15 protein-coding genes and 1 other RNA gene are annotated in these 17860 nt (G+C 66.0%); 8 read left to right on the plus strand and 8 right to left on the minus strand.

Annotation, left to right across the window (positions count from 1 at the left end; translation table 11 throughout):
- The 5 genes from JYG32_RS09265 to gyrA form a co-directional block, all read right to left on the minus strand.
- Positions 1-927, minus strand: a complete 927-nt coding sequence (locus tag JYG32_RS09265) for a prephenate dehydrogenase (RefSeq protein WP_213263386.1) — start codon at positions 925-927, stop codon at positions 1-3.
- Between the two features lie 186 nt (positions 928-1113).
- The gene (gene pheA, locus JYG32_RS09270) at positions 1114-2196 is read right to left on the minus strand and encodes a prephenate dehydratase (RefSeq protein WP_174381237.1); all 1083 of its coding nucleotides are present in this window, start codon (positions 2194-2196) and stop codon (positions 1114-1116) included.
- A 33-nt stretch (positions 2197-2229) separates the two neighbouring features.
- Positions 2230-3312, minus strand: coding sequence for a 3-phosphoserine/phosphohydroxythreonine transaminase (gene serC, locus JYG32_RS09275; protein ID WP_174381236.1), 1083 nt, complete (start codon positions 3310-3312; stop codon positions 2230-2232).
- Positions 3313-3484: 172 nt separating this feature from the next.
- Positions 3485-4084, minus strand: a complete 600-nt coding sequence (locus JYG32_RS09280) for a DUF2059 domain-containing protein (RefSeq protein WP_021157463.1) — start codon at positions 4082-4084, stop codon at positions 3485-3487.
- 83 nt (positions 4085-4167) lie between these two features.
- Positions 4168-6771 (minus strand): DNA gyrase subunit A, encoded by a 2604-nt coding sequence (gyrA, locus tag JYG32_RS09285; protein WP_174381235.1) that lies wholly within the window; start codon positions 6769-6771, stop codon positions 4168-4170.
- 528 nt (positions 6772-7299) lie between these two features.
- On the opposite strand from gyrA, the gene ompA reads away from it, so the two are divergent.
- From ompA to ssrA, 4 genes are all read left to right on the plus strand, one after another.
- Positions 7300-7971, plus strand: a complete 672-nt coding sequence (gene ompA, locus JYG32_RS09290) for an outer membrane protein OmpA (protein ID WP_174381234.1) — start codon at positions 7300-7302, stop codon at positions 7969-7971.
- A gap of 152 nt (positions 7972-8123) precedes the next feature.
- On the plus strand, positions 8124-8822 hold the full coding sequence (gene ubiG, locus JYG32_RS09295; RefSeq protein ID WP_174381233.1) for a bifunctional 2-polyprenyl-6-hydroxyphenol methylase/3-demethylubiquinol 3-O-methyltransferase UbiG: 699 nt from the start codon (positions 8124-8126) through the stop codon (positions 8820-8822).
- Between the two features lie 13 nt (positions 8823-8835).
- Entirely contained in the window at positions 8836-9552 is a 717-nt protein-coding gene (gph, locus tag JYG32_RS09300) for a phosphoglycolate phosphatase (protein ID WP_174381232.1), read from the plus strand.
- 17 nt (positions 9553-9569) lie between these two features.
- Positions 9570-9939: a transfer-messenger RNA gene (ssrA, locus tag JYG32_RS09305) on the plus strand.
- A 275-nt stretch (positions 9940-10214) separates the two neighbouring features.
- Here the strand turns inward: ssrA and JYG32_RS09310 are convergent.
- The 3 genes from JYG32_RS09310 to JYG32_RS09320 form a co-directional block, all read right to left on the minus strand.
- A complete protein-coding gene (locus JYG32_RS09310) occupies positions 10215-10568 on the minus strand; it encodes a DUF4148 domain-containing protein (protein WP_213263387.1) in 354 nt (117 codons plus the stop codon).
- A gap of 375 nt (positions 10569-10943) precedes the next feature.
- Positions 10944-11213 carry a hypothetical protein gene (locus tag JYG32_RS09315; RefSeq protein ID WP_213265411.1) on the minus strand — a complete coding sequence of 90 codons (270 nt, stop codon included), beginning with the start codon at positions 11211-11213 and terminating at the stop codon, positions 10944-10946.
- A gap of 101 nt (positions 11214-11314) precedes the next feature.
- Entirely contained in the window at positions 11315-12421 is a 1107-nt protein-coding gene (locus JYG32_RS09320) for a substrate-binding domain-containing protein (protein ID WP_213263388.1), read from the minus strand.
- 131 nt (positions 12422-12552) lie between these two features.
- On the opposite strand from JYG32_RS09320, the gene JYG32_RS09325 reads away from it, so the two are divergent.
- Genes JYG32_RS09325 through JYG32_RS09340 form a run of 4 tightly spaced genes read left to right on the plus strand, consistent with a single transcriptional unit; the run spans position 12553 to position 17855 of the window.
- Positions 12553-13053 carry an NAD(P)H-dependent oxidoreductase subunit E gene (locus JYG32_RS09325; protein ID WP_213263389.1) on the plus strand — a complete coding sequence of 167 codons (501 nt, stop codon included), beginning with the start codon at positions 12553-12555 and terminating at the stop codon, positions 13051-13053.
- Positions 13050-14627: a formate dehydrogenase beta subunit gene (locus tag JYG32_RS09330; protein WP_213263390.1), complete on the plus strand. Its 1578-nt coding sequence runs from the start codon at positions 13050-13052 to the stop codon at positions 14625-14627. The genes JYG32_RS09325 and JYG32_RS09330 overlap by 4 nt, the downstream gene beginning before the upstream one ends.
- Before the next feature lie 17 nt (positions 14628-14644).
- The gene (gene fdhF / locus JYG32_RS09335; protein ID WP_213263391.1) at positions 14645-17596 is read left to right on the plus strand and encodes a formate dehydrogenase subunit alpha; all 2952 of its coding nucleotides are present in this window, start codon (positions 14645-14647) and stop codon (positions 17594-17596) included.
- Between the two features lie 7 nt (positions 17597-17603).
- A complete protein-coding gene (locus JYG32_RS09340; protein ID WP_174381210.1) occupies positions 17604-17855 on the plus strand; it encodes a formate dehydrogenase subunit delta in 252 nt (83 codons plus the stop codon).
- The last annotated feature ends 5 nt before the right edge of the window (positions 17856-17860 follow it).

The following is a 17860-nucleotide window of genomic DNA, read 5'->3' on the forward strand; positions in this document are numbered from 1 at the left end:
TTATTTCTTGACCGGTTCGGTAGCGGGCGTGCCGCCGCGCTCCTGCCATGCTTTGCGTGCGGCGCGCGAGCGCGTGAACACGGCTTCGAGCGCCGCGCCGTCGCCGGCGTCGATCGCCGCGCGCAGCCGCGTGAGCACGCGCGTGTAGCCGTCGAGTTCGTCGAGCAGCGCCGCGCGGTTCGCGACGCACACGTCGCGCCACATCTCCGGGCTGGACGCCGCGATGCGCGTGAAATCGCGGAAACCGCCCGCCGCGTACGAGAATTTCAGCTCCGCGTCCGCCTCGCCGAGGATCTGCTCGACGAGCGCAAACGACAGCACGTGCGGCAGATGGCTGATCGACGCAAACACGCGATCGTGCTGCCCGGTGCTCATCGTGCGCACGTCGGCCCCGGTCGCGCGCCACATCGCATCGATCCGCGCGACCGATTCGGGTGCGTTCTCCGGCAGCGGACACAGCACGACGTTGCGGCCGACGTACAGGTCCGGCAACGCGGCCTCGACGCCGCTCGACTCGCGGCCGGCGATCGGATGCCCCGGCACGAACTGCGCGATTCGCGCGCCGAGCGCTTCGCGCGCGGCCGCGACGACATCGGACTTGGTGCTGCCCGCATCGGTGACGATCGTCGCATCGGCGAGCCACGGCGCGATGCGCGCGAGCAACGGGCCCGTCTGCGCGACGGGTGCGGCCAGCAGCACGAGATCGGCGCCCGCAAGCGCGTCGCGCAACTGCGCGTCGTCGTCGAGCGCCGCCGCGCGATCGATCACGCCGAGCGACAGCGCACGCTCGACCGATGCGCGCGAACGGCCCACGCCGACGATCTCGCCCGCGCCGCCCGGCGCGCGCTCGCGCAGCGCGCGGGCCAGCGATCCGCCGATCAGGCCGACACCGAAGATGACCAGTTTGTTGAATGCAAAGCCTGACACGACAAGAGCCAAGTTACGCGTGCGGAACAACGCCCCGCACACGGAATTCCAGATTCCGGGCAACGGGCCCGCACCCGGCGCAACCTGCACCGGATGCCGCCCGAACCCGCCTTCGGCAGCGCCGACCGGCCTGCCCTGCCCGCCCGGCCACGACGCCTGCGCACGCAGGCGACTGGCCGTCACGCGTCAGCGTGCGCTCGGATACGAGCCGAGTATCTTCAGGAACGCAGCCTTCTGGCCGAGTTCCGCGAGCGCGGCCGCGACCGCCGCATCATCGCGGTGCCCTTCGATGTCGATGTAGAAGTAGTACTCCCACGTGCCGACGCGTGCCGGACGCGACTCGAAGCGCGTCATCGACACGCCGTGCCGCGCGAGCGGTTCGAGCAGCTTGAACACGGCGCCCGGCTCGTTCTTCACCGACACGATCAGCGACGTCTGGTCGTGACCGCTTTGCCCGGCCGGCTGCTTGCCGATGATCACGAAACGCGTGCGGTTGTGCGGATCGTCCTGGATCAGCGAGAACGCGATCTGCAAACCGTAATGTGCGGCCGCGCGATCGCCCGCGATCGCCGCGACGGTCGGATCGGCCGCCGCGAGACGCGCGGCCTCCGCGTTGCTCGCCACGGCCTGCCGCTCGAGCTGCGGCGCATTCGCCGCGAGCCACTGCTGGCATTGTGCGAGCGCCTGCGCATGCGCGCAGACGCGCGTCACGCCGTCGAGCGTGCCGCTCTGCGTCAGCAGGTTGTGGTGGATGGGCAGCGCGAGTTCGCCGCTGATCAGCAGTTGCGTCTGCAGCAGCAGGTCGAGCGTGCGCGACACGGCCCCTTCGGTCGAATTCTCGACCGGCGCGATGCCGAATGCGGACGCACCGGCCTCGACCGAGCGGAACACCTCGTCGATCGACGGGCACGGCAGCCCCTCGATCGACTGGCCGAAATACTCGAGCATCGCCTGTTCGCTGTACGTGCCGACCGGCCCGAGGAACGCGACGTGGATCGTCTGCTCGAGCGCACGGCTCGCCGCCATGATCTCGCGCCAGATTGCGCTGATGTGCTCGCTCGCGAGCGGCCCCGCGCTCATGTCCTGCAGGCGCGCGATCACCTGCAGCTCGCGCTCCGGCCGGAACACCGGCGCGTTGAAATGCTTCTTGACCTCGCCCACCTCCAGCGCCACCGCGGCGCGCTGGTTCAGGAGCGCAATCAGCTGCGCGTCGATCGCGTCGATGCGATCGCGCAGCGGTTTCAGGCGGGAATTCAGTTCGTCGTCCATGCGTTTTGCCGTGCTGTTTGAACAGCGCCGCCGTCAGGCGCCGCGCTGCTCGAAGTCCTTCATGTACTCGACGAGCGCCTTCACGCCCTCGAGCGGCACCGCGTTGTAGATCGACGCCCGCATGCCACCGACGGACTTGTGGCCCTTCAGCTGCAGCAGCCCGCGCGCCTTTGCGCCGGCAAGGAAGTCTTCGTTGCGCGTTTCGTCGGCCAGGAAAAACGGCACGTTCATCCGCGAACGCGCTGCCGGCTCGACCTTGTTCAGATAGAAGCTGCTCGCATCGATCGTGTCGTAGAGCAGTTTCGATTTTTCGATATTGCGGGCCTCGATCGCTTCGAGGCCACCCTGCCGCTTCAGCCACTGGAACACGAGGCCCGCGATGTAGATCGCGTAAGTGGGCGGCGTGTTGTACAGCGAATTGTTCGCGGCGACGGTCTTCCATTCGAATGCGGACGGGCAGATCGACAGCGCGCGATCGAGCAGATCCTCGCGCACGATCACGACCGTCACGCCGGCCATCCCGATATTCTTCTGCGCGCCGCCGAACAGCACGCCGTATTTCGCGACGTCCATCGGGCGCGACAGGATGTGCGACGAGACATCCGCGACCAGCGGCACGTCGCCGAGATCGGGGATCTCGAACGTCTCGACGCCATCGATCGTCTCGTTGGTGCACAGATGCACGTAGGCCGGATCGTCCGACAGTTGCCATTCGGCGCGCGCGGGCGCACGCGTGTAGCCGTTTTCCGTCTTGCCGGATGCGGCGAGATGCGGCGTGCAGAACTTGTTCGCCTCACCGAACGATTTCTGCGACCACGACCCCGTCACGACGAAGTCCGCGGTCTTGCGCGAGCCGAGCAGGTTCATCGGCACGATCGCGTTTTCCGCGATGCCGCCGCCCTGCAGGAACAGGATCCGGTGGCTTGCCGGCACGCCGAGCAGGTCGCGCAGGTCGGTCAGCGCGGCCTCGTGAATCGACATGAACTCCTTGCCGCGATGGCTCATCTCCATCACGCTCATGCCGCTGCCGTGCCAGTCGAGCATTTCGTCGGCGGCCTGCCGCAGCACTTCCTCGGGCATCGCCGCAGGACCGGCGGAGAAATTAAAGACGCGCATCGTGAAAACCTCGGGAGGGACGCGACCAGCGGCTTGCCGCCGCATGTCAGTTGCAAATGAGCCGCGCCAGAAAAGGAATGGCCGCTTGCGCTCGCGCGCAAACGGCCATTATCGCACTGTCGTCAGGCTCCCGCCAAACCCGGCCGAACGGCCGGGGGCGTGCCCGGACGGCTTACTTGCCCGGCTTGACTGCTGCGACTTCCTTGTCAGCCTGCGTGCGCGTCGCCTGGATCGCTTGCGGCATGTACTTCTGCATCAGGCCGTTGACCACGTCGCGACCGACCTGATCCTGAACCTGGATGAACTTGCGGCCCGTCGGGCTCTTGTAGAACGTCGTCAGATCCTTGATCTCCGACGTGCTGTAGTACTTCGCGTATGCGTCGTACTGAGCCGACATCGCGTCGTTCTGGAACTGCTGCGTGCCGAACACCTTGCCCGCGCCGTCGACCAGCTTCGGCACCGCGTTCTTCTGCAGCGTCGGAACGGCAGCCTGCTTCTGCTTGTCGTTCAGCGTCTTGTTTTCCGACAGCGCGTCCGACAGGATCGCCGGCACGAGTTGCTTGGCCTGCATTTCGGCGCTGTTGCCGATTGCCGACACGAGCTTCGGCGCGTCGATCGCGTCGAGCAGATCCTTGATCGCAGCCTTCTTGTCGGCGTCGATCGGCGCAGCTGCCGCGGCGGGCGCCGGTGCGGAATTCGACAGCGCTTGCGCCATCGCGAACGTCGGCACCAGTGCAGCCAGCAGAACCAGTTGCTTGAATTGCTTTTGCATCATCACTCCCTTTTGGAAATATGAATGGTTGCTCGCCGGCCGCGGCGCTTCGCGCCCGCGGCGGCCAGAGTCTCATCCGTTCTTCAGGCTTCGCCGTCCGACGCCTCGTCGGCCTCGCCATCGCCCTCTTCGGCCTCCGCGACCTGCTGCAGGCCAGAGAGCTTGGTACCCTCATCGAGACTGATGAGTGTAACACCTTGCGTGGCACGCCCCATCTCGCGAACCTCGGAAACGCGGGTGCGAATCAACACGCCGGCCGTCGTGATCAGCATGATCTGATCCTCGGCGTCGACGAGTGTTGCAGCCACGACCTTGCCGTTGCGCTCGGACGTCTGGATCGCGATCATACCCTTCGTGCCGCGGCCGTGACGCGTGTATTCGGTGATCGGCGTGCGCTTGCCGAAGCCGTTCTCGGTCGCGGTGAGCACGGTCTGCTCCTCGCTGCCGGCAACCAGCATCGCGATGACCTGCTGCCCGTCCTCCAGCTGCATGCCGCGCACGCCGCGCGCCTCGCGCCCCATCGGACGCACGTCGTTCTCGTCGAAGCGCACGGCCTTGCCGGCGTCGGAGAACAGCATCACGTCGTGTGCGCCGTCGGTGATCGACGCGCCGATCAGGAAGTCGCCGTCGTCGAGGCCGACCGCAATGATGCCCTTCTTCATCGGGCGGCTGAACGCTTCGAGCGGCGTCTTCTTCACGGTGCCGAGCGACGTCGCCATGAAGATGAACTTGTCGGCCGAGAATTCCTTGACCGGCAGCACGACGTTGATCTTCTCGCCATCCAGCAGCGGGAACATGTTCACGATCGGGCGGCCGCGCGAGTTGCGCGAGCCCTGCGGCACTTCATAGACCTTGACCCAGTACACGCGGCCGCGGTTCGAGAAGCACAGGATGTAGTCGTGCGTGTTCGCGATGAACAGCGTCTCGATCCAGTCGTCTTCCTTCATCTGCGTCGCCTGCTTGCCGCGACCGCCGCGCTTCTGCGCGCGGTACTCGGACAGCGGCTGCGACTTCACGTAGCCCGCGTGCGACATCGTGACGACCATGTCCTGCGGCGTGATCAGATCCTCGGTGTTCAGCTCGGTCGCGTTCAGCTCGATCTTCGAGCGGCGCGCGTCGCCGAATTCCGCCTTCACCGAGGTCAGTTCCTCGCCGATCATCGTCGTGATCCGCTCGGGACGCGCGAGGATGTCCAGCAGGTCGGCGATCTGCGCCATCACTTCGCGGTACTCGCCGATAATCTTGTCCTGCTCGAGGCCGGTCAGGCGCTGCAGACGCATCTGCAGGATTTCCTGGGCCTGCGTGTCGGACAGACGGTACAGCCCGTCGACCTGCATGCCGAACGCCGGGTTCAGGCCTTCCGGGCGGTACGCGGAGCGGCCGCCGGCCGCCGCGTTCTCGCTCTCGGCGCGCGTCAGCATCTCGCGCACGAGCGACGAATCCCACGGCTTCGCCATCAGTTCCTGCTTCGCGATCGGCGGCGTCGGCGCGGCCTTGATGATCGCGATGAACTCGTCGATGTTCGCGAGCGCGACCGCGAGACCTTCGAGCACGTGGCCGCGCTCGCGGGCCTTGCGCAGTTCGTAGATCGTGCGGCGCGTCAGCACTTCGCGTCGATGCGACAGGAAGCACTGCAGGATTTCCTTCAGGTTCAGCAGCTTCGGCTGGCCGTCGACGAGCGCGACCATGTTCATGCCGAACGTGTCCTGGAGCTGCGTCGCCTTGTACAGGTTGTTCAGCACCACTTCCGGCACTTCACCGCGCTTGAGTTCGATCACGACACGCATGCCGCTCTTGTCGGACTCGTCGCGGATGTCGGAGATGCCATCGAGCTTCTTCTCGTTGACGAGCTCGGCGATCCGCTCGAGCAGCGAGCGCTTGTTCACCTGGTACGGCAGCTCGTCGACGATGATCGCCATCCGCTGGCCGCGGTCGATCTCCTCGAAGTGCGTGGCCGCGCGCATCACGACGCGGCCGCGCCCGGTGCGGTAGCCGTCGCGCACGCCGGCGACGCCGTAGATGATGCCGGCCGTCGGGAAGTCCGGCGCCGGGATGATCTCGATCAGTTCGTCGATCGTCGCTGCCGGGTTGTTCAGCAGGTGCTGGCACGCGTCGACGACTTCGTTCAGGTTGTGCGGCGGGATGTTGGTCGCCATGCCGACCGCGATGCCCGACGAGCCGTTGATCAGCAGGTTCGGGATGCGCGACGGCAGGACCGACGGCTGCATCTCGTTGCCGTCGTAGTTCGGCTCGAAATCGACCGTTTCCTTGTCGATGTCGGCGAGCAACTCGTGACCGATCTTCGCCATGCGAATTTCGGTGTAACGCATCGCCGCGGCGTTGTCGCCGTCGATCGAGCCGAAGTTGCCTTGCCCGTCGATCAGCATGTAGCGCAGCGAGAAGTCCTGCGCCATCCGCACGATCGTGTCGTAGACCGCGGTGTCGCCGTGAGGGTGGTACTTACCGATCACGTCACCGACGATACGCGCCGACTTCTTGTACGCACGGTTCCAGTCGTTGTTCAGTTCGTGCATCGCGAACAACACGCGCCGGTGCACGGGCTTCAGGCCATCGCGGACATCCGGGAGGGCACGTCCGACGATCACGCTCATCGCGTAATCGAGATACGAACGGCGCATTTCCTCCTCTAGGGAGGTGGGCAGGGTCTCTTTGGCGAATTGATCCATGTATCCGTATCGTTTCGGAGCGAAGACGGCGAACGCCTTTCGCGTGGGCGCTGCATGCGCAACGCAACGCGAGATTCTAACATGCGCCCATCAGCCGCCAATTCGCCTCCCCCTCTATATATGTATAGCGAAAATTGCAGCGGCGGCGAACCGGCCGGAATCGCAGACGACCCGACGTCACCGGTGATCGCGCCCGGTTTGTTTCACGCGCACGCGTAAACAGTTGAACGCAGCCGCGCAATTTCGCCGACACACTCTTGACAATCTCTAAAAGTTGCGGCAGGCCGGTGTTGCGCATGCACCACAAACGTTGAGGCGATCTTAGGGTGGGGAGGATTTTTTTTCGTAGGAAGGGAACGATATGGCAAAATGCCAACGCACTGAAAGTTAGACGCTGCTCGAAGTCTACACAGAGCGGTGCCGCGTTTTTTGTGCCGCACCAATGTTATACTTCGAGCAATGTATGACTTGTCACCGTCAACAGGCTCGCAGTAAACCTGCGGTAATCTCAATTTCGAGAGGAGAAATATGAATAAACTTTCAAAGCTCGCGTTCATTGCAGCTACCGCAGTTATGGCTGCATCCGCTTCGGCACAGTCGGTGCCGGCGTCGCGTCAAGCCGTCAACGACAACTGGGTGAACGGCACGGGCGAATGGGTGTGGATGAACGGCACGAACGAGCTCTGCTGGCGCGATGCATTCTGGACGCCGGCCACCGCCAACGCGAAGTGCGATGGCGCACTGGTCGCCCAGGCACCGCAGCCGCCGGTCGCTCCGGTCGTTGCTCCGGCCATCACGAGCCAGAAGATCACGTATCAAGCTGACGCACTGTTCGACTTCGACAAGGCAACGCTCAAGCCGCTGGGCAAGCAAAAGCTGGACGAACTGGCTTCGAAGATCCAGGGCATGAACACGGAAGTGGTCGTCGCAACGGGCTATACGGACCGTATCGGTTCGGACAAGTACAACGACCGTCTGTCGCTGCGCCGTGCGCAAGCCGTGAAGTCGTACCTGGTCAGCAAGGGTGTGCCGGCCAACAAGATCTACACGGAAGGCAAGGGCAAGCGCAACCCGGTTACGACTGGCTGCAACCAGAAGAACCGCAAGCAGCTCATCGCCTGCCTCGCACCGGACCGCCGCGTGGAAGTCGAAGTGGTTGGTACGCAAGAAGTCCAGAAGACGACCGTTCCGGCACAGTAAGCCGCGGTTTTCGACTGCTTCAAAGCCCCGCTCCGGCGGGGCTTTTTCATTGATGCCCGTCCGGGCGCTCGCTGGCCTCGTCGTCCGCCCGCTTATATACTCGGGGCTGACGAACCGCAGCACCGCCCTCCTTCCGTAGCCCGTTTGCCGACATGACCAACGCCGATCCGCACGAACTCCAGAAATTCAGCGACCTCGCCCATCGGTGGTGGGATCCGAATGCCGAATTCAAGCCGCTGCACGACCTCAACCCGGTCCGGCTCGGCTGGATCGACGCGCATGCGCATCTGGCCGGCAAGCGCGTACTCGACATCGGCTGCGGCGGCGGCATCCTGTCCGAATCGATGGCCGGACTCGGCGCCCAGGTGAAAGGGATCGACCTGTCGACCGAAGCGCTCGGCGTTGCCGATCTGCACAGCCTCGAAAGCGGCATCGCGGTCGACTACGAGGCGATCGCCGCCGAAGCGATCGCCGCGCGTGAGCCGGGCACTTACGATGTCGTCACGTGCATGGAGATGCTCGAGCACGTGCCGTCGCCCGGCGACATCGTTGCCGCGTGCGCGACGCTCGTGAAGCCCGGTGGCTGGGTGTTCTTCTCGACGTTGAACCGGAACCTGAAGTCCTACCTGTTCGCGGTGATCGGCGCCGAGTACATCGCGCAAATGCTGCCGAAGGGCACGCACGACTACGCGCGCTTCATCCGCCCTTCGGAACTGGCCGGCTTCGTGCGTGCGACGGATCTGCACATCGTGGAGATCAAGGGCATCACGTACCACCCGATCGGCAAGCGCTTCGCGCTGTCGAACGACACCGACATCAACTACCTCGTCGCGTGCCGCCGCGGCGCGTGACCCTCCGACCGGCATGACGACTCCCCTTTCGACCGCGCGGCCCGCACTCGACGAACCGCGCCTGCTGCACTGCGATGCGGTGCTGTTCGACCTGGACGGCACGCTTGCCGACACGGCGCCCGATCTGGCCGCTGCCGTCAACAAGATGCAGCGCGTGCGCGGCCTGCCAGAAACACCGCTCGACGCACTGCGGCCGCTGGCCTCGGCCGGCGCGCGCGGCCTGCTCGGCGGCGCGTTCGGCATCGATCCGCACACGCCCGGCTACGAAGCGATGCGCGACGAGTTCCTGAGCAACTACGCGACGGATATCTGCGTGCATACGACGCTGTTCCCCGGCATCGGCGACGTGCTCGACGAACTCGATGCGCGCGGCGTGCGCTGGGGCATCGTCACGAACAAGGCGATGCGGCTCACGACGCCGCTCGTCGATCTGCTCGGTCTTGCGCCGCGCGCCGCCTGCGTCGTCGGGGGCGACACAACGCCGCACCCGAAACCGCACCCGGCCCCGCTGCTGCACGCGGCCGACCAGTTGACGCTCGCGCCGGCGCGCATTGTCTACGTCGGCGACGACCTGCGCGACATTCAGGCGGGCAGTGCTGCCGGCATGGCGACGGTCGCGGCCGCGTACGGTTACTGCGGCGACGGCGCCGCGCCGGCCGACTGGCGGGCCCAGCATCTCGTGGATACGACGCAGGAACTGCGCGAACTGCTGCGCGATGTTGGGCTATAATGATTGATCTTATCCGCGGGGGCGACCTGGTTTCGACAGGGGTTGTGAAGCGGCTAGGGCATGTCGAGGACCCGTCACCTCGTTAATCAATGGGAAAATCGTAACTGCAAACGACGATACGTTCGCACTGGCAGCCTAACGGCCGCCGTCCTCTGCCTAGTTCACTGACGGGCTAGTGTCGCAAGACCGGTAGCAATACCGCCAGAGGTCATTTACGTCAGTTAAGCCCTGTCGGCGTCGCGACGCCAGGGTCGAAAACCTAGCGAATCGCCGTAGTGCAGCGTGTTCGTCCGCGTCGCTGCGGTTAAATCAAATGACTGAACTAAACATGTAGAACTAGTCGTGGAGCGCTTCTGGACGCGGGTTCGATTCCCGCCGCCTCCACCAAATTCCGCGTTCGTCGCACGAACCCCGCATGACGCAAGTCTTGCGGGGTTTTTTGTTGCCGGCGAAACGCCCACGCCCCTCTCCTTCCGAAAAAGCGCCCAGCCGCGGACGGGCCGGGCGGAATGCCGCCGGTATTCCCGCGGCAGGAGGTGACGGATGTTCTGCCGCGCCCGCACAATCATCGGTCGTGCCGGGCAGCGGCCAGCCCGGTTGCCACTGCTTCGGGCACGACGTGTCGTCGCACCCTGCGCTCAAGCACACCGGGCAATGCGCACTTAGCTGCCGCGATACAGCGACTTCATTTCTTCAGCGCTGGCCGGACGCACGCCCATTGCTCGCGAACCCGATGCCGATGCGCCCTGTGCCTGCGCGCCGTACCCGCTGGAATCGGCACCTTGCGCTTGCGCCAGCGCACTGCGCTGTTGCTCCGCAACACGCGCCGTTGCGGCCTGGATCGCTTCCGGATAGTGCGGATCTTCGCCGCGGGCGGAGTTATAACCGGCTTGCTGGAGCTGGACCAGCTCGGCACGGACCTGTGCGCGGGTGATCGTCGAGCCAGACTGGGCAAACGACACGACCGGAGCAACGAGAGCGGCGGCAACGACAACAGCTTGAACGAGCGACTTCATGATGACCTACCTCCAGATTTGTCTGTTTTCGCGGTGAACACCCTGTTCAGCGCTGACAAACCGAAGTTTATGTAGGCGGATGCTTAAGAATAAGGCGGGTTTCTGGAAGGCATTCTTCTTGATTTACGGGTTAACCCTAGGTCACCTGCCGAACCCGCGATGCATGAACGTCGGCTTCGTCCGGCATCGCGTCGCACGATGGCTCGCCGGAAAGCACAAGCCCCGCGAAGCGACAACGCTTCGCGGGGCTCGGACGGAATCGCACGGAATTCACATAGTCGCGCCGGTCGGACGGTCAAGCCGATGTGCGTGTGGGCATCGCCGCCTGTCGAATCGACACCGCACGACCCACGCGCAAACGCGCCTGTCCACACGTTACTGGCTATCCATCGGGCACTTCAGGTTGCAGCCGTTCGGGTCGCCCAGGTCGCCCTTGCGACGCAACGCCGACTTCTTGCTGCCCTGATATTTCTGCGACGGCGCCGACGCCGCGAACGGCATCTGCGGATGCTCGTTCAGGCGAAACTGTTCGCTCAGGATGCCGCCGGGCACGCCCGGGGAATTCTGAGCGAACGCAAACGGCGAAGCAGCGACCAGAAGCCCCGAGGTCAACGCTGCCGCGGCGAGGGAAACGGAAAATTTCATGGCGGGATGACGCCTGAACGGCGTGCTTGTTGGAACGTTGATCAAGCGGCAAGCGTAGCGCAAATCCCCCGCTGCTGCAGCGCGCTTCGATCGCGTCCCCGTTACCGGGAATTGCCGTCCGGCGCGCTCGTGCCGTCGCCGCCGGCCAGCCCCGTTGCGATGCTCGTCAGCGTCCCGCATGCGGCCGGATCGTAGCCGTCGAGATGTGCGACGCGCTCGACGAAGCGCGCGTCCCGCAGCAGCGCCAGCACGCCGGCGAGCGGCCGCGCGTCGAGCCGCGCGCGTTCGCACGCGAAGTAATAGTCCTCGTCGACGACCGGGATGAAATCGAGCCCGAAATGATGGGCGGCCGGCTCGACGCCGAAGCCGAGATCGGCCATCCCGCTCGCAACGAACGCCGCGATCGCCGAATGCGTGAGTTCGGCCGACGCATAACCGTCGATGCGCTCGGGATCGATGCCGATCGCGCGCAGCGCGAGATCCAGCAGCATCCGCGTGCCCGACCCCGGCTGCCGGTTGACGAAGCGGATGTCGTTGCGTGCGAGATCCGCGAGCCCGCGGACCTGCTTCGGGTTGCCGCGCGGCACGAACAGACCCTGCTGGCGACGCGTCAGGTGAATCAGCACGTGGCGCGTGTCGTCGAGCCACGGCCGGTAGATCTGCGCGCACTGCGCGCGAAACGCGCCGCGCGGCAGATGGAAGCCGGCCAGGTCGCATTCGCCGCGTGCGAGCGCCTGCACGGCCTCGACGCTCTCGCGATACTTGATGTCGACGGCCGCCTGCGCATCGACGAGCGCGGACACGAGCGTCGCGACCGCGTAGCCATGCGACGCATGGATCCGCACGGCGCCGTCGCGCTGCGCGAGCCGCCGGTTCAGGTCGCTGGCCACTTCGGCCGCGAGCGTGCGCAGGTTCCCGTCGAGGCGGCTACGCGCGAGGCGCTGCGCGTCGACGACCGCCTGCCCGAGCGCCGACAGCGTCGATCCCTTGCCGCGCGCGGTTTCGATCAACTCCCCGCCGATACACGCCTCCAGCGCGCGCAACATGCCCCACGCGTGCCGGTACGACAGCCCTTTTGCCTGGGCAGCCTGCGCAATGCTACCCGTGTCGGCCACGAGTTCCAGCAATGGCGCGACGTCCGACAGGCTGGCCGTACGGCCTGCCGTGTCGCGTACGGTCAGATACGCGTCGCATTCGATTCGAATCAATTATGCACTCCGATTTCCTATTGCGACCGCGAAATCTTCCGCTTATCGTTGGTCAAAATCAATCAGAACGAAGTCGCAGTGCGCACTATATGAATTTCAAGCGCATATGAGACTTTGGAGGAGCATAACTGATGTCCCCGAATTCCCATGCGCACGACGCGCTCGTCGAGCGCCATGCGCGCGCCGGCCGGTCGCTCGTCGCGATCCTGCACGCGATCCAGGACGACGCGGGCTACGTGCCGTCGGGCTGCGTCGCGCCGCTCGCCAGGGCGCTGAACCTGTCGCGCGCGGAAGTGCACGGCGTACTGACCTACTACCACCACTTCCGCACCGCGCCGCCCGCGCGCGTGACGATCCAGGTGTGCCGCGCCGAAGCGTGCCGCAGCATGGGCTGCGAAACGCTCGCCGCGCACGCTGAAGCCCGCACGGGCTGCCGGTTCGACGCAGCGCACGGCGATGCCGCGAATGCGCACGCGCCGGACGCCGTCGCGCTCGAATCGGTCTACTGCCTCGGACTCTGTGCGCAGTCGCCGTCGCTGACGATCAACGGCGTGCTTCATGCGAAGGTCACGCCGGAGAAGTTCGACGCACTGCTGGCCGATGCGGTCGCCCACACGCAGGAGGCCGCATGACGACCCGCATCTACGTTCCGCGCGATTCGTCCGCGCTGGCCCTCGGCGCCGACGCGCTCGCCGCCGCGATCGTCGCGGAAGCCGAACGGCGCGGCGTCGCGATCGAGCTGGTCCGCAACGGCTCGCGCGGCCTGCTGTGGCTCGAGCCGCTGGTCGAGGTCGGCACGGCCGCCGGCCGCGTCGGCTATGCGAACCTGTCGGCCGCCGACGTGCCGGCCCTGTTCGATGCAAACTGGCTCGAAGGCGGCGCGCATCCGAGCGGCGTCGGCGTCGTCGACGCGCTGCCCTATCTCGCGCGCCAGCAGCGCCTCACGTTCGCGCGGATCGGCCTGACCGATCCGCTGTCGATCGACGACTACCTGCAGCACGAGGGCCTGGCCGGCCTGAAGAACGCGCTCGCGCTCGACGGCGATGCCGCGTGCGAGACGCTGATCGAATCGGGACTGCGCGGCCGCGGCGGCGCGGCGTTCCCGGCCGGCATCAAGTGGCGCACGGTCCGGCACGCGAGCGCCGCGCAGAAGTACATCGTCTGCAACGCGGACGAAGGCGATTCGGGCACGTTCTCCGACCGCCTGATCATGGAATGCGATCCGTACTGCCTGATCGAAGGGATGATCATCGCCGGCATCGTGACGGGCGCGACGGTCGGCTACATCTACGTGCGCAGCGAATACCCGCACGCGATCGCCACGCTCGAAGCCGCGATCGTCCGCGCACGCGAAGCCGGCTGGCTCGGCGAACGCGTGCTCGGCTCGGCTCACGCGTTCGAGCTGCATGTCGCGAAAGGCGCGGGCTCGTACGTGTGCGGCGAGGAAACAGCGCTGCTCGAATCGCTCGAGGGCAAGCGCGGCGTCGTGCGCGCGAAGCCGCCGCTGCCCGCGCTCGCAGGCCTGTTCGGCCAGCCGACCGTGATCAACAACGTGATCACGCTCGCGACGGCGCCGGTGATTTTCACGCGCGGCGCCGCGTTCTATCGCGACTACGGGATGGGCCGCTCGCGCGGCACGCTGCCGTTTCAACTGGCCGGCAACATCCGTCACGGCGGCCTCGTCGAACTCGCGTTCGGCGTCACGCTGCGCGAGCTGCTGTTCGACTTCGGCGGCGGCACCGCAAGCGGCCGGCCCGCACGTGCCGCGCAGGTCGGCGGCCCGCTCGGCACCTACCTGCCCGACCATCAGTGGGACGTACCGCTCGACTACGAGGCATACACGGCGATCGGCGCGGTGGTCGGCCACGGCGGCATCGTGCTGCACGACGACACGTCGAACCTCGCCGAGCTTGCCGAATATGCGATGAAGTTCTGCGCGATCGAATCGTGCGGCAAGTGCACGCCGTGCCGGATCGGGTCGACGCGCGGCGTCGAGACGATCGCGCGCATCCGCCACGGCGATACGTCGGAGCGGCAGGTCACGCTGCTGCGCGACCTGTGCGACACGATGCTGGCCGGTTCGCTGTGCGCGATGGGCGGGATGACGCCCTACCCGGTGCTGTCCGCGCTCGACCATTTCCCCGAAGATTTCGGGCTCGCTGCCGGCAAGGATGCCGCGTCGGGCCCGGTCAAGGCTGCGGCCTGACCCAGAAGGAGCCCTGCATGTCCCTCGACACGAACAACGTCCGCCAAGGCGGCTGCGGCTCGGGCCAATGCGCGTGCAAGAGCGCCGCACAGGCGCGCACCCGCGACCCGTTCGACGATACCGACTACGGCACGCCGCAACGGCATGCCGATACCGACGTCACGCTCGAAATCGACGGCCAGCCGGTGACGGTACCGGCCGGCACGTCGGTGATGCGTGCGGCGATCGAAGCCGGCGTCAATGTCCCGAAGCTCTGCGCGACCGATTCGCTCGAGCCGTTCGGCTCGTGCCGGCTGTGCCTCGTCGAGATCGAAGGCCGGCGCGGTTATCCGGCGTCGTGCACGACGCCTGCCGAAGCGGGCATGAAGGTGCGCACGCAGTCGGACCGGCTGCAGTCGCTGCGCCGCAACGTGATGGAGCTGTACATCTCCGATCACCCGCTCGATTGCCTCACCTGCCCCGCCAACGGCGACTGCGAACTTCAGGACATGGCGGGCGTCGTCGGGCTGCGCGAAGTGCGCTACGGATTCGACGGCGCCAATCACTTGCACGACCGCAAGGACGAATCGAACCCGTACTTCACGTACGATCCGTCGAAATGCATCGTCTGCAACCGCTGCGTGCGTGCGTGCGAGGAAACGCAAGGCACGTTCGCGCTGACGATCGCCGCGCGCGGCTTCGAATCGCGCGTCGCCGCGGGCGAAAGCGAATCGTTCATGGCGTCGGAATGCGTATCGTGCGGCGCCTGCGTCGCCGCGTGCCCGACGGCCACGCTGCAGGAAAAATCCGTCGTGCAGCTCGGGCAGGCCGAACACTCGGTCGTCACGACCTGCGCGTACTGCGGCGTCGGCTGCTCGTTCAAGGCCGAGATGAAGGGCACGCAGGTCGTGCGCATGACGCCGCACAAGAACGGCCTCGCGAACGAGGGCCACGCATGCGTGAAGGGACGCTTCGCATGGGGCTACGCAACGCACAAGGACCGCATCACGAAGCCGATGATCCGCGAGAAGATCACCGACCCGTGGCGCGAAGTGAGCTGGGACGAAGCGCTCACCTACGCGGCGACGCAATTCCGCAAGCTGCAGCAGAAGTACGGCCGCGATTCGATCGGCGGTATCACGTCGTCGCGTTGCACGAACGAGGAAACCTATCTCGTGCAGAAACTCGTGCGCGCCGCGTTCGGCAACAACAACGTCGATACCTGCGCGCGCGTGTGCCATTCGCCGACCGGCTATGGCCTCAAGACGACGCTCGGCGAATCGGCCGGCACGCAGACGTTCGCGTCGGTCGACCAGGCCGACGTGATCGTCGTGATGGGTGCGAACCCGACCGACGGCCACCCGGTGTTCGGCTCGCGGCTGAAGCGGCGCGTTCGCGAAGGCGCGAAGCTGATCGTGATCGACCCGCGCCGCATCGATGTCGTCGACGGCCCGCACGTGAAGGCCGCGCACCACCTGCAACTGCGCCCCGGCACCAACGTCGCGATCGTCAACGCGCTCGCGCACGTAATCGTCACCGAAGGGCTTGTTGCCGACGCGTTCGTCGCCGAGCGCTGCGAGACACGCGCATTCGAGCAATGGCGCGATTTCGTGTCGCGCGCCGACAATTCGCCGGAGGCAACCGCCGACGTGACGGGCGTGCCGGCCGAGCGGGTACGCGAGGCCGCGCGCCTCTATGCGACGGGCGGCAATGCCGCGATCTATTACGGGCTGGGCGTCACCGAACACGCGCAGGGCTCGACGACGGTGATGGGCATCGCGAACCTCGCGATGGCGACCGGCAACATCGGCCGCGAAGGCGTCGGCGTCAATCCGCTGCGCGGCCAGAACAACGTGCAGGGTTCGTGCGACATGGGCTCGTTCCCGCACGAACTGCCCGGCTACCGGCACATCAGTGACGAGATCGTGCGCACGCAGTTCGAGCAGGCGTGGTCGGCCAAGCTGCAGCCGGAACCGGGGCTGCGCATCCCGAACATGTTCGACGCGGCGCTCGACGGCAGTTTCAAGGGACTCTATTGCCAGGGCGAGGACATCGTCCAGTCGGACCCGAACACGCAGCACGTGTCGGCCGCGCTGTCGGCGATGGAGTGCATCGTCGTACAGGACATCTTCCTGAACGAGACCGCGAAATATGCGCACGTGCTGCTGCCGGGCTCGACGTTCCTCGAGAAGGACGGCACGTTCACGAACGCGGAGCGCCGCATCTCGCGCGTGCGCAAGGTGATGCCGCCGCTCGCGGGCTACGCGGACTGGGAAGTGACGCTGCTGCTGTCGCAGGCACTCGGCTACGACATGCACTACACGCACCCGTCGGAAATCATGGACGAGATCGCGCGGCTCACGCCGACCTTCTCGGGCGTGTCGTACGCGAAACTCGACGCGCTCGGCAGCATCCAGTGGCCGTGCAACGAGCACGCGCCGGAAGGCACGCCGACGATGCACATAGACGAGTTCGTGCGCGGCAAGGGCCGATTCGTGATCACCAAGTTCATTCCGACGCCGGAAAAGGTCACGCAGCGCTATCCGCTGATCCTGACGACGGGCCGCATCCTGTCGCAATACAACGTCGGCGCGCAGACGCGCCGGACCGAAAACGTGCGGTGGCATGAAGAGGATCGCCTCGAGATCCATCCGCACGACGCGCAGGATCGCGGCATCCGGACCGGCGACTGGGTCGGCATCGAATCGCGTGCCGGGCAGACGGTGCTGCGCGCGCTCGTGACGGAACGCATGCAGCCGGGCGTCGTGTACACGACGTTCCACTTCCCCGAATCGGGCGCGAACGTGATCACGACGGAAAGCTCCGACTGGGCGACGAACTGCCCTGAATACAAGGTGACGGCCGTGCAGGTGCTGCCGGTTGCGCAGCCGTCCGACTGGCAGCGAGCGTACGCGCGCTTCAACGCGGAGCAGATCGACCTGCTCAAGCGCCGCGCGAGCACGCCAGACACCGTGACGACAGGCAAGTGAGGCGGAGATGGACAACGACCACCTGATCGACATGGCCAACCAGATCGGCGCATTCTTCGATTCGATGCCCGATCGCGACGAAGCGCTGACCGGCATCGCCGAGCATATCCGGCGCTTCTGGGAGCCGCGGATGCGCCGCGCATTGCTCGCCTCGCTCGACGATCCGTCGAGCGAAGGTGCGCTACGGGCGGCGCCGATCGTGCGCGACGCGATCGCCACTCACCGCGCATCGCTCGTTCCTGCCGCGGCAACCGCCTGACCGGC

Origin of the sequence: Burkholderia pyrrocinia (assembly GCF_018417535.1) — a bacterium.
Taxonomy (GTDB): domain Bacteria; phylum Pseudomonadota; class Gammaproteobacteria; order Burkholderiales; family Burkholderiaceae; genus Burkholderia; species Burkholderia pyrrocinia_E.